This is a genomic window from Arthrobacter sp. zg-Y1171 (genome assembly GCF_025244845.1).
Lineage (GTDB): Bacteria > Actinomycetota > Actinomycetes > Actinomycetales > Micrococcaceae > Arthrobacter_B.
Genome location: NZ_CP104264.1, coordinates 2,502,922 through 2,526,910, shown reverse-complemented (window position 1 = coordinate 2,526,910; position 23,989 = coordinate 2,502,922). Strand labels below are relative to the sequence as shown.

Below are 23,989 nucleotides of genomic sequence, written 5' to 3'. Positions count from 1 at the left end.
AACCAACACCCAGCGATCCGCCGTCCCTTGAGGCCGACGGTCCGCAGATCAGGAAGGCAAGGGACGTGACGTACGTAATTGCGCAGCCGTGCGTGGATGTAAAAGACAAGGCATGTATCGAAGAATGCCCCGTGGACTGCATCTATGAAGGCGAACGCTCCCTCTACATCCACCCGGACGAATGTGTTGACTGCGGGGCCTGCGAACCTGTCTGCCCGGTGGAGGCCATCTACTACGAAGATGACACTCCCGAGGAATGGGCCGAGTACTACAAGGCCAATGTCGAGTTCTTCGACGTCCTGGGCTCGCCCGGCGGCGCCGCCAAGGTAGGCAACACGCACACGGACCACCCGATCATCGCGGCCCTGCCGCCGCAGAACCAGGCATGAGCGCCGCGGCGTCCCGGACCTTCGGGCTGGACCTGCCGGAATACCCCTGGGACGCCATGGCGCCCTACCAGCGCCGGGCAGCAGAGCACCCTGACGGAGCGGTGAACCTGTCCATCGGCACCCCCGTGGACCCGACGCCCGCCGTCGTCCGTGACGCGCTGGCAGCGGCTTCGGATGCCCCGGGCTATCCCACTACGCACGGCACCGCTGACCTGCGCGCCGCCGTCGTTGACTGGTTTGCCCGCCGCCGGAACGTGTCCGGGCTGGATCCGGCCGCCGTGCTGCCCACCGTGGGTTCGAAGGAACTCGTGGCCTGGCTCCCGCTGCTGCTCGGGCTGGGGGAGGGCGACGTCGTTGTCCGCCCCGTGGTCGCTTACCCCACCTACGATATGGGGGCGGTCTTCGCCGGCGCGACGGCGGTAGCGGCGGACCACCTCTCCGACCTGGACGAGCAGACGCGTTCCCGCGTACGGCTGGTCTGGGTGAACTCTCCGGGCAATCCCACCGGCATTGTGCGTTCCGCCCAGTCGCTGCGCACCCTCGTCGAAGAGGCCCGCGCCCTGGGCGCAGTGGTTGCCTCGGACGAATGCTATGCCGAACTGGGCTGGGGCCAGTGGGATCCGGCTGAAGGCGGCGAACCCGTCCCCAGCATCCTGGATCCGCGGATCAGCGGCGGAAGCACCGAGAACCTGCTCGCGGTGTACTCCCTGAGCAAGCAGTCCAACATGGCCGGTTACCGCGCCGCGTTCACAGCCGGAGATCCGGCGCTGATCGCCAACCTGGTCAACAGCCGGAAGCACGCCGGAATGATCGTCCCCGCGCCGGTGCAGGCCGCCATGGCCGCAGCGCTGCGCGACGACGCGCATGTGGCGGCGCAGAAGGACCGCTACCGCGCCCGCCGCAACCTGCTCGTCCCGGCGCTGGAGGCGTTCGGCCTGAAAATCGAGCACTCGGAAGCCGGGTTGTACCTCTGGGCGAGTGCCGGCGAGGACACCTGGACCACCGTGGCCCGTTTCGCGGAACTGGGAATAGTGGTGGGCCCCGGCGTTTTCTACGGCGACGCCGGTGCCGGCTTCGTCAGGATTGCCCTCACCGGCACGGACGAGGGCATCCGGGCAGCCGCCCAGCGCCTGCACGCGGGGTCCGCGCCGGGCGGCCTGCAGCGCGGATAGGCCCGGCGCCCGGACACCCCCCCCGGACGGCGGAGGTGCCGCGGAGGAATAGTATTGGGCACTGCACCGTAAATACTGCGCCCAGCGATGTTGCGCTTGTACAACAGTGCCCGCCTCGATTAGTGGTAAGGGCACTGAAACCGGTAGCGTTTTAGCGAAATAGTTTAGTGGAATGCACTATGTCCGCCGGAAGCGGATGTACATAGCGGCGGTTTCGAAAACTCCTAAAGGAGAATTAATGACTGAGCAACCAAGTGCCAAGCTCCAGTACGGGCCAAACCCGGAAGACGAGCTTGTACTGCCCCGCGTTGCCGCAGCTGAAGGAAACAACGGTTACGACGTTTCCAAGCTGCTGAAGCAGACCGGCACCGTCACTTTTGACCCCGGCTTCATGAACACGGCGGCCACCACCTCCGCGATCACCTACATCGACGGCGACCAGGGCATCCTGCGCTACCGCGGGTACCCCATTGAGCAGCTGGCAAAGCACTCGAGCTTCCTCGAGACCTCGTACCTGCTGATTTACGGGGAACTGCCGACGCCCACCGAGCTGGAGAACTTCGACCAGCGGATCCGTCGCCACACCATGCTCCATGAGGACCTCAAGGGCTTCTTCGGCGGATTCCCGCGCGACGCGCACCCGATGCCGGTCCTGTCCTCGGCGGTCAGTGCGTTGTCCACCTTCTACCAGGACTCCCTGGACCCGTTCGACGAAGAACAGGTGGAGCTCTCCACGGTCCGCCTGATGGCAAAGCTGCCCGTGATCGCGGCCTACGCGCACAAGAAGTCCATCGGCCAGCCGATGCTCTACCCGGACAACTCCATGAACCTCGTGGAGAACTTCATGCGGCTGTCCTTCGGCCTGCCGGCAGAGCCGTACGAAATCGATCCGGACCTGGTCAAGGCCCTGGACCTGCTGCTGATCCTGCACGCGGACCACGAGCAGAACTGCTCCACCTCCACGGTCCGTCTGGTGGGCAGCTCCAACGCCAACATGTTCGCTTCGGTTTCGGCCGGCATCAGCGCCCTCTTCGGGCCGCTGCACGGCGGGGCCAACGAGGCAGTGCTGAACATGCTGCGCGACATCCAGGCCACCGGCATGCAGCCGGAGACCTTCATGGAAAAGGTCAAGAACAAGGAAGACGGCGTGAAGCTCATGGGCTTCGGGCACCGCGTCTACAAGAACTACGACCCGCGTGCCAAGATCGTCAAGGCCACCGCCCACGACATCCTCGCGAAGCTCGGCGGCAACGACGAGCTGCTGGACATCGCCATGCGCCTGGAAGAGAAGGCACTGGCGGATGACTACTTCATCGAGCGCAAGCTCTACCCGAACGTGGACTTCTACACCGGCCTGATCTACAAGGCCATGGGCTTCCCGGAGAAGATGTTCACGGTCCTGTTCGCCATTGGCCGCCTGCCGGGCTGGATTGCCCAGTGGCGTGAAATGATGCAGGACCCGCAGACGAAGATCGGCCGCCCGCGCCAGCTCTACACGGGCGCCCCGGAGCGCAACTACCCGCAGCGCTGATCGGTTTGTAAGACACACGAAAAAGGGAAGGTCCCCGGAGAATTCCGGGGACCTTCCCTTTTTCGTGTTGAACGCTTATATCCGCAGCACGGTCTCCGGCGGTCAGGCCGGGCAGCCGCGCTCACGGGGGTGGAGGCACTACGGGGCGGTGTAGCCCTCGGGGTTGTTCTTCTGCCAGCGCCAGTGGTCCTCGCACATGCTTTCCAGCGTGCGTTCGGCCCGCCAGCCGAGGTCGGCGTGCGCTGCGGCAGGGTCGGCGTAGCTTACGGCGGCATCTCCCGGGCGGCGCTCGGCGAACTCGTACGGGATTTCCTTGCCTGCGGCGGCGGAGAAGGCGGAGAGGACTTCCAGGACGGAAGAGCCGTTGCCCGTGCCCAGGTTCCAGCGGTGCACGCCGGGGGCCTCACCGAGGTAGTTGAGCGCGGCGAGGTGGCCTGCGGCGAGGTCCACTACATGGATGTAGTCGCGGACGCCGGTGCCGTCCGGCGTGGGGTAGTCATTGCCGAAAACCATCACCTTTTCGCGGCGGCCGACGGCAACCTGCGCCACGAACGGCAGCAGGTTGTTCGGGACGCCGGTGGGATCCTCGCCGATCCGGCCGGACTCGTGGGCCCCGGCAGGGTTGAAGTACCTCAGCAGGGCGACGCTCCAGCGTTCATCGGCGGCACCGAGGTCGCTGAGGATGTCCTCGATCTGTTCCTTGGTGCGCCCGTAAGGGTTCACGGCATCCATGGGAGAGTCCTCGGTGAGGGGAACCTCTTCGGATGCGCCGTAGACGGTGGCGGACGAGCTGAAGACGATGGTCCGGACATTATGCCGGTCCATGGCATGGAGGAGGTTGATGGTGCCGACCACGTTGTTGGTGTAGTAGTACAGCGGCTTAGCCACCGATTCTCCCACTGCCTTCAACCCGGCGAAGTGGATGACCGCATCGATGGAGCGGCCGTTGAAGGCCGCTTCGAGCGCCGCTTCATCCAGCAGGTCGGCCTTGATGAATTCCGCCTTGCGGCCGGACAATTCCTGGACCCGCCGCAGCGATTCCTCGTTTGAATTCTGGAGGTTGTCCAGGACCACCACATCGTGGCCCGCTTCGAGGAGGGCGAGAGTGGTGTGGGATCCGATATAGCCGGTGCCACCGGTGACTAGAATGCGCATGGTTCTAAGCCTAAACGCTTCCTCGTCCGTATCCGCGGCGGTGGTGCCCCGGCGGGACCGTTTATTCGGCGGGGAGACTGAACGCGGTGACGGCCACCTGGCCGGGTACGGCGTCCGATTCCGCCCAGACGGCGGTACCCCGGTGCCAGGTCCGGCCGTCGTAGGCCACGGACTCGATCCCCAGCGTCTTGGCATTGGCGACGAACCACTGGGCCACGGACCAGCCGTAGGCACCCTCGACGTCGGCCAGATAGAGCGGGCCCAGCACGGACCCGTTCAGCGGTCCGTAGATTTCCTCGACGGCGGCAGCGCTCACCGCGGGATCGGCGGATTCGGCCGGCGCCCGCAGGGTGCAGGAGAGGGCGGTGGGGGTCTGCCCGGTCAGCGCCGAAGCGAAGGCACGGGCAGGGCCCTCATGCTTGGCGTACGCGTCCGGGAAGGCGCTGCGCTGGACCGCCTGGGCCGCTTCCGTGATCGGGAGCTCCAAGTACCCCGGGACCTGCTCCAGGCCGTTGTAGAAGGCGGTGGCGGCGTAGGCGGGGTCCATGACCTGCGCCTCGCTGCCCCAACCCTGCGACGGGCGCTGCTGGAAGAGCCCCCGGGAGTCCGGGCCGGCGTCGTCGCCGTAATCCACGTTGCGCAGCCCCGATTCCTGCAGGGCAGTGGCCAGGGCAATGGAGACGGCGCGCGGCGGCAGCCCGCGGGCCACCGCCACCCCGGAGATGATCGAGGCGTTCGCCGCCTGTTCCAGCGTCAGCCAGTATTCCGCGCCGCCCACGACGGCCACGCAGCGTTCAGTGATCACCGGTGCCTGCTTCTTTCCCGAGAGCGCGGAGACAGCGAACAAGGCGGCGAACGCCGCCACGCAAAGCACCAGCAGTAGGACCAGCACCCGGAAGGAACGGGTTTCATGCTGCTGGAGCAGTTGCATGGCGTCCGGCCGCTAGTTCGCGTGCAGCGCGGAGTTCAGTTCCACGGTGCGTCCGTTGCGGGGCAGTGCCTCCACCGCACCGGTGGCGGAATTGCGGCGGAACAGCAGGTTCGGCACGCCCGAGAGTTCAGCGGCCTTCACCAGGCGGGGCTCGCCGCCGTCGAGGACGCTGACCCGGGTGCCGGCCGTCACGTACAGCCCGGCCTCCACCACGCTGTCGTCACCGATGCTGATGCCGACGCCGGAGTTCGCGCCCAGGAGGACACGTTCGCCCAGGGTGATCTTTTCCTTGCCGCCGCCGGAGAGGGTGCCCATGATGGAGGCGCCGCCGCCGACGTCGGTCCCGTCGCCCACCACTACTCCGGCGGAGATGCGGCCTTCGACCATGGAGGTGCCGAGGGTGCCGGCGTTGAAGTTGACGAAGCCTTCGTGCATCACGGTGGTGCCTTCGGCGAGGTGGGCGCCGAGGCGGACCCGGCCGGCGTCGGCAATGCGGACGCCGGAGGGCAGCACGTAGTCGGCCATGCGGGGGAACTTGTCCACCCCGTAGACCGTCACGGTGCCGCGGCTGCGCAGCCGCAGGCGGACCGCCTCGAAGTCGGCCACCGCGCACGGTCCGTGGTTGGTCCAGACCACGTTGGGCAGGGCGGCGAAGATGCCGTCAAGGTTGATGGTGTTCGGCTGGACCAGGCGGGCCGAGAGCAGGTGCAGGCGGAGGTAGGCATCGGCGGTGTCGGCGGGGGCGGCGTCGAGGTCGATCCGGGTTTCCAGCACTTCGCCGTGGGTGCCGCGGATACCGTCGGCCATGGCAACGGCGGCGGCATCGAGATCCTCTTTCAGGGCCTCGTCGAAAGCGGCATCACCCAGCAGGGGCTGGGGGAACCAGACATCGAGCACGACGCCGTCGGAGGTTACGGTGGCCAGGCCGAGGCCTGAGGCGGTACGGGTGTCGGGCGTTTCAGCGGGTGTGGGGGCAGCGCTTACAGTCATGGTTCCCAGTCTACCGAGCGGTACTGTGGGAGGGTGACTGATGCATCTGTGCCCTCCTTGGATCTTTTCGGCGACGTCGCGGACCTGACCGCGGACCTGATGGACTTCGAGAGCGTTTCCGGAAACGAAACCGCCCTGGCGGATGCCGTCGAGACCGCTCTCCGTACCTGCCCCCACCTCGAAGTGTCCCGCGACGGGGACTCCGTGGTGGCCCGGACCCGGCTCGGCCGGGCGGAGCGGATCATCCTTGCCGGCCACCTGGACACCGTGCCGCTGCCGACGGTGCCGGGCTCGCGCGGAACCGTACCGTCGACGTGGGACGGGGACGTCCTCTACGGCCGCGGTGCCACCGACATGAAGGGCGGGGTGGCGGTCCAGCTGGCCCTGGCTGCCGCCCTCACCGAGCCCGCCAGGGATATCACCTACGTGTTTTACGACCACGAAGAAGTCGAGGCTTCCCTCAGCGGACTCGGCCGGTTGGAGCGCAGCCATCCGGACTGGCTGAAGGCGGACTTCGCCGTCCTCCTGGAGCCGACCAACGGGACCGTGGAGGGCGGCTGCAACGGCACCATGCGCTTCCATGCCACCACTGCGGGCCGTGCCGCGCATTCCGCACGGGCCTGGATGGGGGAGAACGCCATCCACGCCGCGGCGGACATCCTGGTGCGGCTGCGCGACCACAAACCGGCCACGGTGAACGTCGAGGGCCTGGATTTCCGTGAGTCCCTGAACGCCGTCCGGATCTGGGGCGGGACGGCGGGCAACGTGATTCCGGATGCGGCCACCGTCGAAATCAACTACCGCTTTGCCCCGGACAAGGGCATCGAGGAAGCCGAAGCCTACGTCCGGGAGCTGCTTTCGGGGTTCGACGTCGTGCGCACCGACGCGGCGGCCGGCGCCCGGCCGGGGCTGACCCTGCCGGCCGCTGCGTCCTTCGTGGCCGCGGTGGGCGCCGAGCCGAAACCGAAATACGGCTGGACCGACGTCGCCCGCTTCAGTGCGCTGGGGATTCCCGCCGTGAACTTCGGCCCCGGGGACGCGCTGCTGGCGCACACCGATAACGAACACGTGCACGCCGCCGCCGTGAGGGAGTGCCTGGCGGCACTTCGGTCCTGGCTGAGCTAGGCCGGCCGCGGGTTCCGCCCCGTCGATTGGGGGCTTAGGCAGCAAAAGAGGAGAGGACCGGCAGGTGCCGGTCCTCTCCTCTTTTCGTTGGCTGTGTGGTTCCGGGTGCGGTTACTTTCCGGCACCCTTCGCCGGTGCGGCAGCCGGAACCGGGGCTTCGATGCCCTCGGGCTCGATCGTGTCTTCGATCTTCAGCACCTTGCCGGCCCGTGCACCCAGGCGCCGGGAGAGGCGCTGGGCGGCAAACGTGAGCAGCCAGTTGAGGGCAATGAAGATCGCGGCGGTGACCAGCAGCGCGGGCAGGATGTTGCCTTCGCCCGCAGCCAGGCGGCGTGCGTAGTCCAGCAGCTCCGTGTAGCCGATGAAGGTACCCAGCGCGGAGTCCTTCAGGATGACCACGAACTGGCTCAGCAGCGCCGGCAGCATGGCCACCAGCGCCTGCGGCATCTCGATGCTGCGCAGCGACTGGCCCGGCGTCAGGCCGATGGCCAGTCCGGCCTCGCGCTGGCCCTTCGGGAGACCGAAGACGCCGGAGCGGACCAGTTCCGCGATCACCGAGCCGTTGTACAGGGTGAGGGCTATGACAACCGCGAAGAAGGGGACCTGCGCGGGCTCCACTGAAGTGGACTTGGAGAGGAACTGGTAGAAGAACACCATCATCAGCAGCACGGGAACCGCGCGGAAGAACTCCACCACGAGCCCGCAGGCCCAGCTGATCGGCTTGAAAGGCGAAAGGCGCCCGATGCCGAAGAGCAGGCCGAAGACAATCGACGTCACCACGGCCACGGCGGCAGCCTTCAGCGTGGAGAGCAGTCCCGGGAGCATGAAGTACTCCCAGGTCCGCCATTCCAGGAAGGGCGTCCATTTGGCGGCGTCGAACTGGCCCTTGTCCGCCAGCCCGGAGATCGCCACCCAGAGCAGCGCTGCGATCAGCAGCACGCCCAGGATGTTGCCGACCATGATGTTCCGGCGGGCCTTGGGCCCGGGGGCATCAAACAGGACATTCTGTGCGCTCATCGTGCGACCGCCAGTTTCTTCGAGGCCCAGGTGGTGAGCAGGCCGATGGGAATAACGATGATGACGTAGCCGATGGCAAAGGTCAGGAAGATCTGCGTCATCAGGTTCGGATTGAACTCGATCATGGTCTTCATCATGCTGGAGGTCTCCAGGGCGACGCCGGCCGTGGCGGCCACGGTGGTGTTCTTCACCAGGGCGATCAGCACGTTGCCCATCGGGGCGATGGCGCCGCGGAAGGCCTGCGGCATGATGACCAGCCGGGCTGCTTCCAGGAAGCCCAGGCCGATGGCCCGGGCGGCCTCAGCCTGTCCCAGCGGAACCGTGTTGACGCCGCTGCGGATGGCTTCGCAGAAGAACGCTGCGTGGTAGACAGTCAGCGACAGCACGGCAAGGCGGAAGAAGTTGGTGGTGAAGTCGCTGGACAGGCTGACATTCAGCTGCGACCACAGCGCCAGAGAGCCGAACACCATGATGATGGTCAGCGGGGTGTTGCGGAAAATGTTGACGTAGGCGGCACCGAACCACTGCAGGCTGGGGATCGGCGAGATCCGCATCAGTGCCAGGACGGTACCGAGTATCAGCGACCAGAGCGCCGCCCAGAAGGCAAGCTGGATATTAACCCAGAAAGCGCCGAGGACGTCGTACTGCTCGAAGAGGGCAGTAAAACCCTCCATGTTTCACCTCTTTACGGTGGAAGAAAACCCGCAGCGGGGAAGCCGGAGATTATCGCCGGCTTCCCCGCTGGGGTGGAACGTGCAGGAACTAGGCGCAGGCGTCAGGCGTCGGCGGGTTCAGGTCTTCGTTGAAGGTGTAGTCGGCGCCTTCGGTGTTCTTCTTGATGGCTTCCTCCCACGCACCGTCCTGGACCATCTTGGTGATGGCGGCGTTGATGTCCTCGCACTTGACGATGCCGCCTTCCTTCGGCAGGCCGACACCGTACTTCTCCTCGGAGAAGGTGTTGCCGACAACCTTGAACTGGCCCTTGTTGGCGTCAGTGGAGGCCAGGCCGGCAAGGATGATGTCGTCAGTGGTGACGGCGTCAATGGAGCCGCCCTGCATGGCGGTTACGCACTCGGCGTAGCTGGGCTGCTCCAGCAGGTTCACGCCGGCGGCGTAGTTGTCCTTGATCTTCTGTGCGGAGGTGGAGCCGGTGACGGAGCAGAGGTTCTTGCCGTCCAGGTCCTCGGGACCGCTGATGTCGCTGTCGACGGGAACCAGGAGGTCCTGGCCGGCCACGAAGTACGGTCCTGCGAAAGCAACCTTTTCCTTACGGGCATCGGTGATGGAGTAGGTTGCGAAGATCATGTCCAGCTGGTCATTTTCCAGCATGTTCTCGCGCTGGGCGGAGGGGCTGGAAATGAACTCGATCTGGTCCTCGGGGTAGCCCAGCTCGTTGGCGACGTATTTGGCGACGTCGACGTCGAAGCCGGCGTAGTTGCCGCCCTCGTCGAAGCCCAGGCCCGGCTGGTCGAACTTGATGCCGATACGGATCTGCTCGCCGGAGCCTTCGGTGGCGCCTTCGCTGCTGCCGGATTCCGAACCGGAATCGCCGCCGCAGGCGGACAGGGTCAGGGCTGCAACTGCGGCGATGGCCGCAGCGGCGTAACGGGTCTTGCGCATGTTTTCTCCTTGCATTGCGGTCCTCCGCGCAAAAGCGGAGGACCTAGCCTCATAAGGGGTTGCTGCCTGCTGGTGAAACCCCGGTACTGCTGGTGGAGCGTGTAGTGCTTGGAACGGTTCTAGTGGGAGAGGATCTTGCCCAGGAAGTCCTTGGCGCGGTCGCTCTTGGGGTTCGTGAAGAACTCCTGGGGAGTGGCTTCTTCGACAATCTGTCCGTCGGCCATGAAGATCACCCGGTCCGCGGCCTTGCGGGCGAAGCCCATCTCGTGGGTGACGACCACCATGGTCATGCCGTCCTTCGCCAGGCCCACCATGGTGTCCAGCACCTCGTTGATCATTTCCGGATCGAGGGCGGAGGTGGGCTCGTCGAAGAGCATGACCTTCGGCTTCATGGCCAGCGCGCGGGCAATGGCTACGCGCTGCTGCTGGCCGCCGGAGAGCTGCGCCGGAAGCTTGTTGGCCTGGTTCGCAACGCCCACACGCTCAAGCAGTTCCATGGCCAGTTTCTTGGCCTCGGCGGGCTTGGACTTGCGGACCTTGACCGGTCCGAGGGAGACGTTGTCCACGATGGACTTATGCGCGAAAAGGTTGAACGACTGGAAGACCATGCCGACGTCGGCGCGCAGCTTGGCAAGCGCCCTGCCCTCGGACGGCAGGACGGCGCCGTCAACGGTGATTTCGCCGTCGTCGATGGTTTCGAGGCGGTTGATGGCACGGCACAGCGTTGACTTGCCGGACCCGGAAGGCCCGATCACCACCACTACCTCGCCGCGGGCGATGTCGAGATTGATGTTCTGCAGGACATGGAGGTCCCCGAAATGCTTGTTCACGTTCTTCAGCGAAACGAGCGGTGCAGCGGATTCAGGCACGGATCTACCTGGGGATGTGTCACTGGTCATAAGGAAAATCTAACCATTGATTATTGCCGGCGTGTGTCACGGGCCACCCGGGCGCGTAATTGTGACGTAAGCGCAACCTGCCCGGAGCTAACCGTCGGCGATGGGCCCGGCCGCGTTGCCAGCGGCGCCATCACCGCTAGCCTAGAGGCATGCCTATCAGCGATGCCTCTAGTCCCATGTCCGAGCGTCCGCGCAAGCGGGGGCCGGTGGAGCTGCGCCGGGGCGCAGCCCTGACCCCTCAGTCGGACCGTTTCCTGCTGGACTCGGCGGGCACCACCCATTTCACGCATACCGACCCGTGGCGGGTGCTGCGGATCCAGAGTGAGTTCGTGGAAGGCTTCGGTACGCTGTCCGAGCTGGGTCCTGCCGTAAGCGTGTTCGGTTCTGCCCGCAGCGTTCCGGGATCGCGCTATTACAAGCTCGGGGAAGAGGTTGGCAGGCTGCTGGCTGAAGCGGGCCTCGCGGTGATCACCGGGGGAGGGCCCGGCTCCATGGAAGCCGCCAACAAGGGGGCCGTGGGGGCGGACGGCCTGTCCGTGGGCCTCGGGATAGAACTTCCCTTCGAGACCGGCCTGAACGAGTGGGTGGATCTGGGGGTCAATTTCCGGTACTTCTTCGTGCGCAAGACGATGTTCGTCAAGTACGCGCAGGGGTTCATTGTCCTGCCGGGCGGGTTCGGCACCCTGGATGAGCTTTTCGAGGCCATGACCCTGGTGCAGACGCAGAAGGTGACTTCCTTCCCGATCGTGCTGATCGGCACCGAGTTCTGGAATCCGCTGCTGGGCTGGATCCGCGAAACGCTGCTGGCGGAGGGCATGGTCGGAGAAGCGGACCTCGAGCTGCTGCACGTAGTGGATGACCCGGCGGACGCGGTGCGGCTGATGATCGCGGACAGCGCAGGACACGTTTCGCCCTAGCCGGACGGCCGCCGCCCGGGACCGGCCCCGTCTGGCACCATGGTCCTGTGACACTCCTCCTGGTCTTCCTTGCCATCGCCGTGCTGGGCCTGGCCACCGTATTCGGGATCGGCCGGCTGCGCCCGGGCTCCGCCGGCACCGTGCCGGCCACGGTACAGGGCCTGCCGGAGCCGGATCCCCGGCTCCCGCCCGTATTGCTGCCTGAGCACCCTGTTGCCGGCGACGTTTCCCGGCTGCGGTTCTCCGTGGCCCTGCGCGGCTACCGCATGGACCAGGTGGACACGGTTCTGGACCGGTTCGCCGCAGCACTCGAAGAACGCGACGCCCGGATCCGCGCGCTCGAAGCAGCGGGCCGGAGCAACCTTCCCGACGGAGAAGCGAATTGACTGCCGTGCCGGGTGCGGACGGGCGGCTGCGCTGCGGCTGGGCGCTGGCCAGCGAGGACTACCAGCATTATCACGACACGGAATGGGGGCGTGCCGTGGAGGGCGAAGCTGCCCTCTTCGAGCGCCTGAGCCTGGAAGCCTTCCAATCCGGCCTCAGCTGGATCACCATCCTGCGCAAGCGCGAGGCCTTCCGCGCCGCGTTCGCCGGTTTCGACCCGCAGGCCGTGGCGGCCTTTGACGACGCCGACCGGGCGCGGCTGCTGTCCGATGCGGGCATTGTGCGCAACGCCGCCAAAATCGATGCCGTGATCAACAACGCCCGTGCACTGATGGAGCTGCCGGAGCATGAAAGCCTCGGCAGCCTGCTGGAACGGTACCGTGCTCCGGCAGACCGGCCCGCGCCGCAGGCACTGGCCGACGTCCCGTCCGCCACGGCGGAATCCGCGGCGCTGGCCAAGGACCTGAAAAAACGGGGTTTCCGGTTCGTCGGGCCGATCACCGCCTACGCGATGATGCAGGCCACCGGTTACGTCAATGACCACCTCGGGACCTGCTGGGTGCGTCATGGAAACTGAATCAGCTGAAAGGTCCTCCGTGAACCTCCGGGCAAAGACGGTGCCGAGCCGTGCCGCTGCCGCCGTCCAGCGGTGGCCGTGGTACCTCCAGGTCCTTGCCTTGTGGCTGGGAGCCCGCCTGTTTTCCTATGCCGTGCTCGCCGCCACCGCCCGGTTCCAGCCGGCAGGCCCGTGGTGGGACGCATCGCCGTCGTACTGGGACTTCATCAACATCTGGGACGCCGAGTGGTATTTCCGGATCTTCTCCGATGGCTATCCCGACAGCGTGCCGCGGGATGCGGCGGGCAATGCCGTGGAAAACGAGTGGGCCTTCTACGCACTTTTCCCGCTGCTGGTGCGGGGGCTGGACGCCGTAACCGGCCTGGGCTGGAACGTCCTGGCTCCCGTAGCCGCCACGGTGGCGGGCTTTGCCGCAGCACTCGTCATTTACCGGCTCTTCCGGCTGCGGGCCGGGAAAGGCACCGCCATGTGGGGAGTGCTCTTCGTGGCGGTCTTCCCGGTGTCCCCGATCCTGCAGATTCCCTACGCCGAGTCGCTGAACCTGCTGCTTCTTTCCGGCGCCCTGTACCTCTTCCTGGCCGGGCGCTACCTCACCGCCATCCCGGTGGTGGCCCTGATGTGCCTCTCCCGGCCGGTGGGCGTTCCCTTCGCGCTCGCGGTCGGGTTGGTGCTGGTGGTGCGGTTCCTGCGACGCGGGCGGGTGCCGTTCCCTGCCGGTGAGGCGTGGCGGCTCACCGCCCTGGCTGCGGCAGCAGGCTTCTCCGCGCTGGCCTGGCCGGTCATCGCCTGGGTGTCCACCGGGGACATCCGCGCCTACACGGATACGGAAAGTGCCTGGCGCTTCGGGGACCTCGTTCCCTTCAAACCCTGGCTCACCATGTCCCAGCACCTTTTGGGGCCGCTGTTCGGCCCTGTGGCGCTGGTGGTACTGGTCGCAGGCGCCGCGCTCTACCTGATGTCCCCGCCCGTCCGGCGGCTCGGCCTGGAGCTGCAGCTGTGGTGTGCAAGCTATCTGCTTTACCTGCTGGTATTCCTGAACCCGCAGACCAGCACGTTCCGCCTTCTGCTGCCGCTCTTTCCGCTGGCGCTCGCGACAGCCTGGCTTAGCCGGTCCAGGGCCTACCGGGGGACCGTCGCGGTCGCCTTCGCGGTCCTGCAGATTGTCTGGGTGGTATGGCTGTGGCGGTGGACGCAATTACCCGGCGGCGGGGACTATCCACCCTGATTTGTGGCACGCAACACACGAAATTTCGTTTGCCCGGTACTTGTGCGGAATAATGACAGCAATTGCCGGGCGAATATTTTACTTCCATCGGCAGCGGATTACAGGTGGTCCGGGTAAACCGGGCGCTGTGAAAGGGGAATCTCGAAATGGCTGCGATGAAACCAAGGACGGGCGACGGGCCCATGGAGGTTACAAAGGAGGGGCGCAGCCTCATTTTGCGGGTGCCGATAGACGGCGGCGGGCGCCTGGTGGTTGAGCTGAATGTAGAAGAAGCAGGGAAGTTGAAAGACTGCCTTCTGGGCGTTACGGGCTAGCCTTTAATTCATGCAGCTGCCTCCGAAGCCAACAGACCGGACCGGATCCGTTCCGGCGTCGCCCTATGTCACCGCATCGCTGCCGGGAGTCACTGCCCTGGCTGCGTTGAATGCACGGACCGGGGAGGCGGAGTCCGGGACCGGACTGCATCCGGTCCCGGATGAAGGCGTGGACGTCCTGGCCGTGGCCATGACGCCGGCGCCGGACGGCTCCGGGCGGGAAGACGCCGACGAGGCAGCAAACCCGGTTCCCCAGCCGCGGCGCGGTGCCGTCGAAGCGGCGCTGCGGTACGGCGCCGACGTCGCTGACCGGGCCCGCCGCGCCAAAGTCACGGGCAGGGCGGGGGAGATCCTTGTGATCGAGCCGCCCCGCGGTGCTGCGGACCTGCCCGGAAAACTGATCTATGTTGGTGCCGGCGACGAGTCCGGGCCTGCGCTGCGGCGCGCCGGTGCCTCGCTGGCCCGTGCCACCATGGGCGCCAAGCGGGTACGCGGAAGCGTGGTGGACGGGCTGGAACCGTCCGCCCAGGAAGCTTTCCTTGAGGGCTTCCTGCTCGGAGGCTACCGGCCGCCGCGTGCGGGTATCACCGAACCGCCGGCACCGATTGCGGAACACCTGGAACTGACCGGGCTGGACGCAGCGGCAGCCGAACGTGCCACGGTTACCGCACGGGCCGTGTGGACGGCCCGCGACCTGACCAACACGCCTGCCGAGACGGCCACGCCGGACTGGATGGCGGCACAGGCACGGATGATTGCCGGCCGCAGCGGGCTTCAGGTACGGGTCCGCGACGAGAACGAGCTGCGCGCCGAAGGATTCGGCGGGCTGCTGGCCGTGGGCGGCGGATCCGAGCATCCGCCGCGTCTGGTCGAGGCCACTTACCAGCCCGAGGGCGGGGACCTGCCGCACGTTGTCCTCGTGGGCAAGGGCATTACCTTCGATTCCGGCGGCATTTCGCTTAAGCCGCGGGACGCCATGATGACCATGAAGACGGACATGGCAGGTGCGGCGGCAGTCCTGGCCGTGGCCGAGGCAGCAGCCGCGTTGAAGCTTCCCGTAAAGGTCACCGCGGTGCTGGCTTTGGCCGAGAACGCCATCGGCGCAGCTTCCTACCGGCCCGCCGACGTCGTGACCACCTACAACGGGACCACCGTCGAAGTGGGCAACACCGACGCCGAGGGCCGGATGGTCCTGGCGGACGCGATGGCCTATGCCGCCGCCGAGCTGGCCCCGGACGTGCTGGTGGACGTCGCCACCCTCACCGGTGCGGCGGCCCTGGGTCTTGGCGTGCACCACGCAGCACTGTTCGGCAATGCACCGGGGCTGCTCGCCCGGCTGGAGGCGGCGGGGAAGGCCTCCGGCGACGCCGTGTGGCAGCTGCCGCTGGTGGCGGAATACGGCTTTGTGCTGGACTCCGACATCGCCGACGTTTCCCACATAGCGCCGGTGCAGGCGAAATTCGGTGCCGGGGCGATTGTTGCCGCCCTGTTCCTGGAGAAATTCACCGGCGGCGTTCCGTGGGCACATATCGATATCGCCGGACCGGCACGTGCCAATAAGGACAGCCGGGAACTCACCAAGGGCGCGACAGGCTTCGGCGTGCGTCTTTTGCTGTCCTATCTTGCCGGCTTGGGCCGGACCGCCTGACAGGAGCGGTTTCGCCGTTGCTTTGGCCGTGCGCTACTTCGGCAGCGTGAGGATTTCGGCCCCGTCGTCGGTGATGGCGACCGTGTGCTCGCTGTGCGCCGTCCGGCAGCCTGTTGCGCTGCGCAGGGTCCAGCCGTCGGCGTCGGTCACCAATTCCGCGGTGTCCGCCATGACCCACGGTTCCAGGGCCAGCAGCAGTCCGGGGCGCAGCTTGTAGCCGCGGCCCGGCCGCCCGGAGTTCGTGATGTGCGGGTCCTGGTGCATCGTGGAACCGACGCCGTGCCCGCCGAACTCGGTATTCACCGGATATCCCGCATCAGTAAGGACAGTTCCAATGGCAAAGGAAATGTCCCCGATGCGGGCGCCGGGACGGGCCGCCGCTATTCCAGCGGCCAGTGCCCGTTCGGTCACGGCGATCATCGCGGCGCTCTCCGGGGAGGGGGCCTTGCCGACGATGAAACTGATGGCCGAGTCGGCAACGATTCCCTTGAGTGATACCGCAAGGTCCAGTGTCAGCAGATCGCCGTCGGCCAGGACGTAGTCGTGCGGAAGTCCGTGCAGCACGGCATCGTTGACGGACGTGCAGATGTAGTGGCCAAACGGCCCGCGTCCGAAGGACGGCGCGTAGTCGACGTAACAGGACTTGGCGCCGGCCTCGAGGATCATGGTCCTGGCCCACCGGTCGATGTCCAACAGGTTGGTTCCCACCGTGCTGCGGGCCTTGATCGACTGCAGGATGTCGGCGACCAGGGCGCCTGTCTTCCTTGCCCGGGACAACTCGTCGGGGTTGAGGATCTCGATCATGTGGCACCTTTCCTGGGGGCCCTGCGTGCGGGCCGCTTTGGTGAGGCTGGCTAAGCGGTTTTCACGGCCAGCAGGAGGCCGTCACCGGTGGGCAGCAGGGCGGAGGCGAGGTCTTCGTTCTCCCGGATGGCCTTGCCTACCTTGCGCATGGTGTTGGTGGTGGCTTCGCGGACAGCGGGATCCGCTACCTTGCCGTGGTCCAGCGCGTCATTGACCACCAGCAGGCCGCCGCGCTTGAGCAGCCGCACCGCCTGGTTCACGTAGAGCGGGAAAGAGGGCTTGTCTGCGTCGATGAACACCATGTCGTAGGCGGCGTCCGTGAGGCGGGGGAGCACCTCGGCCGCGCGGCCGGAGATGGTGCGGGTCCGGTTGCCCGGGATGCCGGCCTCCGCATAGGCCTCGCGCGCCGCCCGGAGGTGGTCGACGTCGGAATCTATGGTGGTCAGCACCGCGTTGCGGCCCAAGCCGCGCAGCAGGCAGACGCCCGAAACGCCGGCTCCGGTGCCGACTTCCACAACCGTGGTGGCCTTGCTCGCAGCGGACAGTACGGTTAACGCCGCACCTACGCCACTGGAAACAGCGCTGACGCCCAGCTCATAGGACCGTTCACGCGCACGGATCAGGACCTCATCCTCGGTAGGCAGTGCCTCCGTGTAGGACCAACTGGTCTGCTTGTCGGCGCGCATGGGTTTTTCACTTTCGGTCCGGAGGAATTCCTGCTCAGACAAGCTTAAGGCCAACGGGCGCAGAACCGGGTACGCACTGCCGCGCCTGCCTTGTCCCGGTACTAAAGGCGTGCTAACAGCCAACTCCCAGATTGATGCGTAAACATTGTTAATCAGTGATAAACGGCCCTCCAAGCGACCCTGGGCCCACCCGGATTCCTTGGACCCGACGGGAACTGCCCGGGCACACCGTGACGGCACACCGGGACTGCACTGGCGGCACGCAGGTTGGAAGGAAGGAGGAAGACTATGGCAACGACGCCGGACACAGCAGCCGCGGACATGGCTGCGGAGTGGGTACGACCCACTTGGGAGGAAGTGGTCCAGGCGCACTCGGCGAAGGTATACCGGCTGGCCTATCGGCTGACCGGAAACAAGCACGACGCCGAGGACCTGACCCAGGAAGTCTTCGTCCGGGTTTTCCGCTCGCTGGCCAACTTCCAGCCCGGCACCCTCGACGGCTGGCTGCACCGCATCACCACCAACCTCTTCCTTGACCAGGCCCGGCGGCGCAGCCGGATCCGTTTTGACGGCATGACCGAGGAAACCTCCAGCAGGCTGCCCAGCAACGGCCCGGGCCCGGAGCGAAGCTTCGAATTCAATAACCTTGACGTGGACATTGCCCGCGCCTTGGAGGAGCTGCCGCCCGACTTCCGCGCCGCCGTTGTCCTGTGTGATCTGGAGGGGCTTTCCTACGACGAAGTCGCCCGCGTATTGGACGTCAAACTGGGCACTGTCCGGTCCCGGATCCACCGCGGCCGGGCGATGCTGAAGGAAAAGCTTGCCCACCGGAACCCGCAGGTGCCGCCGGTTACCCGTCCGCTGCTCAACCTGCCCCGAGTCGCGGGAGCCAGCTGAATAGTGCGACACCCCAAACGGCATTTACGGAACTACATCGACGGCGAAACAACCCCGCAGCGCGAGCAGGCCATTGACGCACACCTCTCCCGCTGTGCCTCGTGCCGTGCCGTCGTCGCTGAGGAGCGCCGGCTGCGCAGCCGGCTGCGTTCCTTCCGGGTGCCCGATGCCGGTCCGGAACTTTCCGCCCGGATCGCAGGACGCGTGACGGCATTGCAGTCCGGCTGTCCGGAATCCGAAGCGGGCCAGCCCGGGGCGCCGGCCAAGGCGCTTGACCGGCGCAGCCACGCGGTGGCCGCAGTCGGGGCGGTAGCAGCTGCCGGGGCGGTGCTGCTTGGCGGCGCCTATTTTGCGGGCAGCATCCTCGAGGTTCCTGCCCAGGCCGGTGCACGTGCCGCCATGGCCGCCGGCTGGGAGGAAGTGGCCCAAAGCGGCAACCTCGAAGCCGAGCAGCTGCAGCTGCTCCGTGCACATGGCTGGACCTGCCCGGAACTGGCGGATCTGGGATTGAAACTGGAGTCCGCCCGGTCCCTCCGGGTCCAGGGGCGTCCCGCCGTGGAAATGACCTTCGCAGCAGACGGAGAGCAACTGCGGCTTGTGGAACAGCACCCGCTGCCGGGAGAGGATCGCCAGCCCGTAATCAACGCCATGACCGGCCGGCCTGTCTCCGAAGACGGGTTCTCGGTTGCGGGTTCGCAGGCCGGCCCGGCGGTCTTCGGATCGGCGGAGCATCCCGGACAGAAGGTCGTGGCAGCCGGCAGCGTCACCTATACCTTCGAGTCCAGCCAGCCGGAGAAATCGCTGCCCCGGGCGGTGGAGGAGCTTTCCCTGCTCGAATCCGCCCGCCTCGCCCGCACCGGCGACGATGCCGAGCCGATGGAGCGCATTGTGCGGGGCCTTTCCATGTTCACGCGTACGGGCTGGAGCCTCTAGGGGAGCAGCGAGTAGCTCCCCGCTCCCGGGAAAAGGTAGTCTTCAAGAGTGGTAGGAATCAACGGTTACGAGTTCATCCTTCTGGCAATAATCGCCGTGGTGATACTAGGTCCCGAACGCCTGCCCGAATACGCCTCGCAGCTGGCCCGGCTGGTGCGGGAAGTGCGGCGGATGGCATCCGGCGCCCGTGAACAGCTGCGTGAAGAAGTGGGCCCCGAGATCGACGAAGTGGACTGGCGGAAGCTGGATCCACGGCAGTACGACCCGCGGCGCATCATCAAGGAAGCGTTGCTGGATGATTTCGACGACGCCGCCAAAGCGGTAAGCGGACGGCCGTCCGCAGCGCCCGCACCGCCGGTTTCCGCCGCCCAGCCGGCGGCGGCTTCTGCCGTAGCCTCCCCGGCAGCCGCTGCCTCCCCGGCAGCCGCGAGCCGGCCGCCTGCGGTGAAACCGCTGGAACGCCTTGCCCCGGGCCAGCCTGCACCGTTCGACATCGAAGCAACGTAAGGCTGAGACCGGGCTGCCGCCCGCTGCCTAGACCGGGCTGACCCCGAGGCTGCGGCCGGCCAGGCCGCGCGGCCGGTGCGCCAGCTCCCGGGCAATCCGCCGCAGTTCGGCTGCGGCAGTCTCTCCGCCCGCCGGGGTGTTCCCCTCTGCATCGTCAGTGCCGTCAGCGGTTGCCGCACCGGCGTCGGCCAGTACTACCGGCAGGCCGCCGTCGCCGCCTTCGCGGAGGGCTACGTCGAGCGGGATGCTGCCCAGCAGCGGAACCGGATAGCCCAGGGTGTCGCCCAGCCGCCCGGACACCGCCGCGCCTCCGCCGGAGCCGAAGACCTCCAGGCGTTCGCCGCCGGGCAGCGCGAGCCAGGACATATTCTCGATCACGCCGGTGACCTTCTGCCCGGTCTGCCGGGCAACGCTGCCGGCGCGTTCAGCGACGTCCGCCGCGGCGCTCTGCGGTGTGGTGACCAGCAGGATCTCCGACCCCGGCAGGAGCTGTCCCACGGAAATGGCGATGTCCCCGGTGCCGGGAGGCAGGTCCAGGAAGAGGACGTCCAGGTCCCCGAAGTACACGTCGGTCAGGAACTGCTCCAGGGCACGGTGCAGCATGGGTCCGCGCCAGGCCACCGGCTGGTTGCCGTCCACGAACATGCCGATCGAGATGGTCTTGATGCCGTAGGCCACCGGGGGCAGGATCATCTCATCCACGCGGGTGGGCGGCCGGGTGATTCCGAGGAGGCCGGGAACGGAGAACCCGTGGACATCGGCGTCGACAATGCCCACGCGCAGCCCGAGCGAGGCCATGGCCGCCGCGAGGTTGACGGTGACGCTGGACTTGCCCACGCCGCCCTTGCCGCTGGCCACGGCGTACACGCGGGTCAGGGAATCGGGGCGGTTGAAGGGGATGGTCCGCACCGGATCGCCGCCGCGCAGCCGGTCCTTGAGCGCGTTGCGCTGCTCCGGAGTCATAACGTCCAGGAACACGTCCACAGTGTTCACTCCGGGAACCGCGGCAAGTGCGCGTTCGACGTCGGCCGTGATGGTGTCCCGCAACGGACAGCCGGCAATCGTGAGCAGGACGTCGACTGCCACTGAGCCCCCGGCGCCGAGCCGCACCTCCTTGAGCATCCCGAGTTCGGTGATGGGCCGGCGCAGTTCCGGGTCCTGGACGGTGTCCAGGGCGCGGAGTACCTGCGCTTCCAACGCGGAAGCTGGTTCGGATACTGGCACGGCCTTAGCGTTCCCTTCCGCCGGGATTCAGTTTCGGCATGCTGTCGGTGCCCTCCGGCCGGCGGCGGCGCCGCGTCCCGCCGTCCTCACGGTCGTCGTTGGCCTCGAGGAGTTCCTCAAGCAGTCCGCGGATTTCGGAGCGGACATAGTCACGGGTGGCCACCTCACGCAGGGCAATCCGAAGTTCGGCGATCTCCCGGGTGAGGTATTCGGTGTCCATAAGGTTGCGCTCGGCGCGTTCGCGGTCCTGCCGGACGGAGACGCGGTCCCGGTCATCCTGCCGGTTCTGTGCCAGCAGCAGCAGGGGAGCGGCGTAGGAGGCCTGCAGCGACAGCATGAGCGTCAGGACGGTAAAGCCCAGGGCTGCGCTGTCAAAGCGGGCGGATTCCGGTCCCCAGGTGTTCCAGGCCAGCCAGACGAGGCAAAAGACCGTCATGTAGACCAGGAACTGCGGGGTGCCCATGAACCGGGCGAAATTCTCCGTGGCATGGCCGAAGGCGTCGGGGTTCGGGGAGAGCCGCGGCAGCCATCGGGTCCGTGCAGAGCGGGGAGTGTCGAGGCCGGTGGTCGTTGACTTGATCTTTTCAGCCATTTGTCCTTCCCTGCTGCGTTATGGGGCCGGTTTCGTCGGAAATGCGCCAGTCGTCCGGCAGCAGGTGGTCCAGGACATCGTCCACCGTGACCGCACCCACCAGGCGTCCGGCGTCGTTGATTACCGGCAGTGAGTTCAAGTTATAGGTGGCCAGCATCCGCGATACTTCGCTGATGGTGGCGTAGTCGCGGACCGGTTCCAGGTCCGTATCCAGGATGTTGCCCAGCGCCTCGGGGGGTGCCGAGCGCAGCAGCTGCTGGATGTGCACAACGCCGAGGTACTTCCCGGTGGGTGTTTCCAGCGGCGGCCGGCAGACGTAGATGGAAGAGGCAAGGGCGGGGGTGAGCTCTTCGCGGCGCACGTGTGCCAGCGCCTCCGCCACGGTGGCCTCGGGCGGAAGGATGACCGGCACGGGGGTCATCAGCGACCCGGCGGTGTCTTCCTCGTAGTTCAGCAGGCGCCGGACGTCGCGGGCGTCCTCGGGCTCCATCAGGGCAAGGAGCTCTTCCTTCTGCTCTTCGGGCAGTTCGTTAAGGAGGTCCGCGGCGTCGTCGGGGTCCATTTCCTCCAGCACGTCTGCGGCGCGCTCCACGTCCAGGGACTGCAGGATCTGGACCTGGTCGTCGTCGGGAAGTTCCTGCAGGACGTCGGCGAGACGTTCGTCCTGCAGTTCGCTGGCCACTTCGATCCGGCGTTTGCCGCTCATCTCATGCAGGGCGTCGGCAAAGTCGGCGGCCTTGAGGTCGTCGTTCTGGGCGACGAAGGACGTGGCGGCCTGCGGGCCGGTGGCGTCCCAGTGGGCAATGTCCTTCCAGTCAAGGATCATCTGTTCTCCGCGCCGGCGCAGGGACCGCAGCCGGGAGGCCGAGCCGCCGCGGCGGACGAAGAGGTTGGAGACGTACCAGTCGCCGGCGCGGTTCTGCTCAATGGCGATGTCTTCGATGGTGGCTTCGCCGCTGCCGTCGCGCATCTGTACCCGGCGGTCGAAGAGTTCCGCGACCACCAGCATCTCTGCTCCGCGCTGTTCGAAGCGGCGCAGGTTGACCAGGCCGGTGCAGATGATCTGCCCGGGGTCCATGGACGTGATGCGGGTGAGGGGGACGAACACCCGTTTCTTGCCGGGAACCTCCACCACGATGCCCACGGCCTGGGGCGGGAGGCCCGGCCCGCGGTCCAGCACGACCGCATCGCGCAGCCGGCCGAGACGGTCACCCAGCGGGTCGAAGACGTCAAGGCCGAGCAGGCGCGCAATAAAGACTCGGGTTGGATTTGTACTCACCTTATAAGGCTACTTTGTGCCCGCCGGTAACGCGGTATCACGGGGGGCGAGGGAGGTGAGTCCGTTCACTGCGAGCGATACGTTCACCGTCCGGGGCAGGTATGCGCGAGAATGGAGCAATGTCGAACCTATTTGGTGCCACCCCTCCGCGTGATGCGGGCCGCAGCTTGCCCAAGGGTGAAACGGTGGGCCGCTACACGGCCTACCTCGACGCCCAGAAGGCCGTGGATTACCTTGCCGACAGCAAGTTCCCGGTCCAGCTGGTCTCGATTGTCGGCAACGAGCTCAAGTCCGTTGAACGGGTGACCGGCCGGCTGACCTACCCCCGGGTGGCGCTCTCCAGTGCAGCCACCGGTGCCTGGTTCGGCCTCTTTGTCGGGCTGGCACTGATGCTGTTCGGGGGCAGCGCCGCAGCGATCTCCATCCTTCCGTCCATGGCCCTCGGTGCCGTCTTCTGGGTCCTCTTCGGGGTTCTGGCCTACGCCCTGCAGCGCGGGCGCAGGGACTTCACCTCCACCAGCCAGGTGATTGCCACCAGCTACGACGTTATTGTTGCCCCCGAGGCGGCCAATGACGCACGGCAACTGCTGCACCGGCTGCCGATGGTCGGCCAGGCAGGCCACCCGCAGGCACCCGCTGCCCGGCGCCATGAGCCGATGCGTCCGCCCGCAGGCGGACCGCAGGCACCGGAACGGCCCTCCGGCTGGGCCAACCCGTACGGCCAGCCCGCTCCGGACTCCGATCCCGCAGGGCAGGCCCCGGCCGATGCCGGCAGCCAGGCACCCGCAGGGGCAGGCCCGGCGGCTAAACCCGCGACTCCGCGGGGCCAGTTCCCGGACCTTCCGGACGGCCGCCCGCAGTACGGTGTCCGCCGTCCGGCGCAGCCTGCCGCACCCGAACAGACCGCACCGCAGCCTTCCGCTCCGGAACAGGCCGCAGTGCAGCCTTCCGCTCCGCAGCCGGCCGCACCCGGGCAGGATCCGGGTTCTCCGCAGGGTTCAGACCAGCCGGAGCAGCCCCGCCACTAGGTCCCTCGCTTCATCGCATGAGGCCCGCACCCCCAGGGTGCGGGCCTTTTTCGTACCTTCGCTTCGGATTGGGTATGGCCCATCGGTTTGTCGGGTACCCTGCGCTGCGCGGCGCAGGGAACCGGACAAACCGAAGCGGTCCGGA

26 protein-coding genes are annotated in these 23,989 nt (G+C 66.8%); 14 read left to right on the top strand and 12 right to left on the bottom strand.

From position 1 onward, the window contains the following. Window positions 1-65 precede the first annotated feature (65 nt). From fdxA to N2L00_RS11825, 3 genes are all read left to right on the top strand, one after another. Entirely contained in the window at window positions 66-389 is a 324-nt protein-coding gene (fdxA, locus tag N2L00_RS11835; protein WP_227918473.1) for a ferredoxin, read from the top strand. After that, the gene (gene dapC, locus N2L00_RS11830) at window positions 386-1,561 is read left to right on the top strand and encodes a succinyldiaminopimelate transaminase (RefSeq protein WP_255862678.1); all 1,176 of its coding nucleotides are present in this window, start codon (window positions 386-388) and stop codon (window positions 1,559-1,561) included. Before fdxA ends, dapC begins: the two co-directional genes overlap by 4 nt. 238 nt (window positions 1,562-1,799) lie before the next feature. After that, complete coding sequence (locus N2L00_RS11825; RefSeq protein ID WP_255862679.1) at window positions 1,800-3,092, top strand: citrate synthase; 1,293 nt, start codon at window positions 1,800-1,802, stop codon at window positions 3,090-3,092. A gap of 138 nt (window positions 3,093-3,230) precedes the next feature. Here the strand turns inward: N2L00_RS11825 and galE are convergent, their stop codons facing one another. The 3 genes from galE to dapD form a co-directional block, all read right to left on the bottom strand. Beyond that, window positions 3,231-4,247, bottom strand: a complete 1,017-nt coding sequence (gene galE, locus N2L00_RS11820; protein WP_255862680.1) for a UDP-glucose 4-epimerase GalE — start codon at window positions 4,245-4,247, stop codon at window positions 3,231-3,233. 61 nt (window positions 4,248-4,308) lie between these two features. Then, complete coding sequence (locus tag N2L00_RS11815; protein WP_255764799.1) at window positions 4,309-5,178, bottom strand: hypothetical protein; 870 nt, start codon at window positions 5,176-5,178, stop codon at window positions 4,309-4,311. A gap of 12 nt (window positions 5,179-5,190) precedes the next feature. Next, window positions 5,191-6,168 (bottom strand): 2,3,4,5-tetrahydropyridine-2,6-dicarboxylate N-succinyltransferase, encoded by a 978-nt coding sequence (gene dapD, locus N2L00_RS11810; protein ID WP_255862681.1) that lies wholly within the window; start codon window positions 6,166-6,168, stop codon window positions 5,191-5,193. 33 nt (window positions 6,169-6,201) lie between these two features. Between dapD and dapE the strand changes: the two genes are divergently transcribed. Next, window positions 6,202-7,293, top strand: a complete 1,092-nt coding sequence (gene dapE, locus N2L00_RS11805) for a succinyl-diaminopimelate desuccinylase (RefSeq protein ID WP_255862682.1) — start codon at window positions 6,202-6,204, stop codon at window positions 7,291-7,293. A gap of 111 nt (window positions 7,294-7,404) precedes the next feature. On the opposite strand, the gene N2L00_RS11800 is transcribed toward dapE, so the two are convergent. From N2L00_RS11800 to N2L00_RS11785, 4 genes are all read right to left on the bottom strand, one after another. Continuing rightward, on the bottom strand, window positions 7,405-8,310 hold the full coding sequence (locus N2L00_RS11800) for an amino acid ABC transporter permease (protein ID WP_255764796.1): 906 nt from the start codon (window positions 8,308-8,310) through the stop codon (window positions 7,405-7,407). Continuing rightward, window positions 8,307-8,984, bottom strand: a complete 678-nt coding sequence (locus tag N2L00_RS11795; protein ID WP_227918455.1) for an amino acid ABC transporter permease — start codon at window positions 8,982-8,984, stop codon at window positions 8,307-8,309. Before N2L00_RS11795 ends, N2L00_RS11800 begins: the two co-directional genes overlap by 4 nt. Window positions 8,985-9,072: 88 nt before the next feature. Further along, a complete protein-coding gene (locus tag N2L00_RS11790) occupies window positions 9,073-9,930 on the bottom strand; it encodes a glutamate ABC transporter substrate-binding protein (RefSeq protein WP_255764795.1) in 858 nt (285 codons plus the stop codon). A gap of 119 nt (window positions 9,931-10,049) precedes the next feature. Then, the gene (locus N2L00_RS11785; RefSeq protein ID WP_255866792.1) at window positions 10,050-10,829 is read right to left on the bottom strand and encodes an amino acid ABC transporter ATP-binding protein; all 780 of its coding nucleotides are present in this window, start codon (window positions 10,827-10,829) and stop codon (window positions 10,050-10,052) included. A 149-nt stretch (window positions 10,830-10,978) separates the two neighbouring features. On the opposite strand from N2L00_RS11785, the gene N2L00_RS11780 reads away from it, so the two are divergent. From N2L00_RS11780 to N2L00_RS11755, 6 genes are all read left to right on the top strand, one after another. Beyond that, a complete protein-coding gene (locus tag N2L00_RS11780) occupies window positions 10,979-11,746 on the top strand; it encodes a TIGR00730 family Rossman fold protein (RefSeq protein ID WP_255764793.1) in 768 nt (255 codons plus the stop codon). 47 nt (window positions 11,747-11,793) lie between these two features. Continuing rightward, on the top strand, window positions 11,794-12,132 hold the full coding sequence (locus N2L00_RS11775) for a DivIVA domain-containing protein (RefSeq protein ID WP_255764792.1): 339 nt from the start codon (window positions 11,794-11,796) through the stop codon (window positions 12,130-12,132). Next, complete coding sequence (locus tag N2L00_RS11770; protein WP_257794792.1) at window positions 12,129-12,707, top strand: DNA-3-methyladenine glycosylase I; 579 nt, start codon at window positions 12,129-12,131, stop codon at window positions 12,705-12,707. The genes N2L00_RS11775 and N2L00_RS11770 overlap by 4 nt, the downstream gene beginning before the upstream one ends. Continuing rightward, window positions 12,697-13,932 carry a hypothetical protein gene (locus N2L00_RS11765; RefSeq protein ID WP_255862684.1) on the top strand — a complete coding sequence of 412 codons (1,236 nt, stop codon included), beginning with the start codon at window positions 12,697-12,699 and terminating at the stop codon, window positions 13,930-13,932. The genes N2L00_RS11770 and N2L00_RS11765 overlap by 11 nt, the downstream gene beginning before the upstream one ends. Before the next feature lie 146 nt (window positions 13,933-14,078). Further along, window positions 14,079-14,246, top strand: coding sequence for a DUF3117 domain-containing protein (locus N2L00_RS11760; protein ID WP_146361313.1), 168 nt, complete (start codon window positions 14,079-14,081; stop codon window positions 14,244-14,246). Between the two features lie 10 nt (window positions 14,247-14,256). Further along, window positions 14,257-15,894 (top strand): M17 family metallopeptidase, encoded by a 1,638-nt coding sequence (locus N2L00_RS11755; protein ID WP_255862685.1) that lies wholly within the window; start codon window positions 14,257-14,259, stop codon window positions 15,892-15,894. Window positions 15,895-15,927: 33 nt separating this feature from the next. Here N2L00_RS11755 and map read toward each other — a convergent pair whose 3' ends face one another. Further along, a complete protein-coding gene (gene map, locus N2L00_RS11750; RefSeq protein ID WP_255862686.1) occupies window positions 15,928-16,698 on the bottom strand; it encodes a type I methionyl aminopeptidase in 771 nt (256 codons plus the stop codon). Between the two features lie 50 nt (window positions 16,699-16,748). Next, window positions 16,749-17,384 carry an O-methyltransferase gene (locus N2L00_RS11745; RefSeq protein WP_255862687.1) on the bottom strand — a complete coding sequence of 212 codons (636 nt, stop codon included), beginning with the start codon at window positions 17,382-17,384 and terminating at the stop codon, window positions 16,749-16,751. Window positions 17,385-17,672: 288 nt separating this feature from the next. Here N2L00_RS11745 and sigE point away from each other — a divergent pair, with 288 nt between their 5' ends. The 3 genes from sigE to N2L00_RS11730 are packed head-to-tail and all read left to right on the top strand — an operon-like array spanning window position 17,673 to window position 19,721. Continuing rightward, the gene (gene sigE / locus N2L00_RS11740; protein ID WP_227918437.1) at window positions 17,673-18,281 is read left to right on the top strand and encodes an RNA polymerase sigma factor SigE; all 609 of its coding nucleotides are present in this window, start codon (window positions 17,673-17,675) and stop codon (window positions 18,279-18,281) included. Between the two features lie 3 nt (window positions 18,282-18,284). Continuing rightward, a complete protein-coding gene (locus N2L00_RS11735; RefSeq protein WP_255764788.1) occupies window positions 18,285-19,214 on the top strand; it encodes an anti-sigma factor in 930 nt (309 codons plus the stop codon). A 48-nt stretch (window positions 19,215-19,262) separates the two neighbouring features. Continuing rightward, window positions 19,263-19,721, top strand: a complete 459-nt coding sequence (locus tag N2L00_RS11730; protein WP_255862688.1) for a Sec-independent protein translocase TatB — start codon at window positions 19,263-19,265, stop codon at window positions 19,719-19,721. A 27-nt stretch (window positions 19,722-19,748) separates the two neighbouring features. On the opposite strand, the gene N2L00_RS11725 is transcribed toward N2L00_RS11730, so the two are convergent. From N2L00_RS11725 to N2L00_RS11715, 3 genes are read right to left on the bottom strand one after another with little or no spacing between them, the layout of a single operon-like run. After that, a complete protein-coding gene (locus N2L00_RS11725) occupies window positions 19,749-20,945 on the bottom strand; it encodes an Mrp/NBP35 family ATP-binding protein (RefSeq protein ID WP_255862689.1) in 1,197 nt (398 codons plus the stop codon). Window positions 20,946-20,949: 4 nt separating this feature from the next. Next, window positions 20,950-21,537, bottom strand: a complete 588-nt coding sequence (locus N2L00_RS11720; protein WP_255764785.1) for a DUF1003 domain-containing protein — start codon at window positions 21,535-21,537, stop codon at window positions 20,950-20,952. Further along, window positions 21,530-22,816 carry a magnesium transporter gene (locus N2L00_RS11715; protein ID WP_255764784.1) on the bottom strand — a complete coding sequence of 429 codons (1,287 nt, stop codon included), beginning with the start codon at window positions 22,814-22,816 and terminating at the stop codon, window positions 21,530-21,532. The genes N2L00_RS11720 and N2L00_RS11715 overlap by 8 nt, the downstream gene beginning before the upstream one ends. 119 nt (window positions 22,817-22,935) lie before the next feature. Here N2L00_RS11715 and N2L00_RS11710 point away from each other — a divergent pair, with 119 nt between their 5' ends. Next, window positions 22,936-23,844, top strand: coding sequence for a general stress protein (locus tag N2L00_RS11710; RefSeq protein ID WP_255862690.1), 909 nt, complete (start codon window positions 22,936-22,938; stop codon window positions 23,842-23,844). Window positions 23,845-23,989 lie beyond the last annotated feature (145 nt).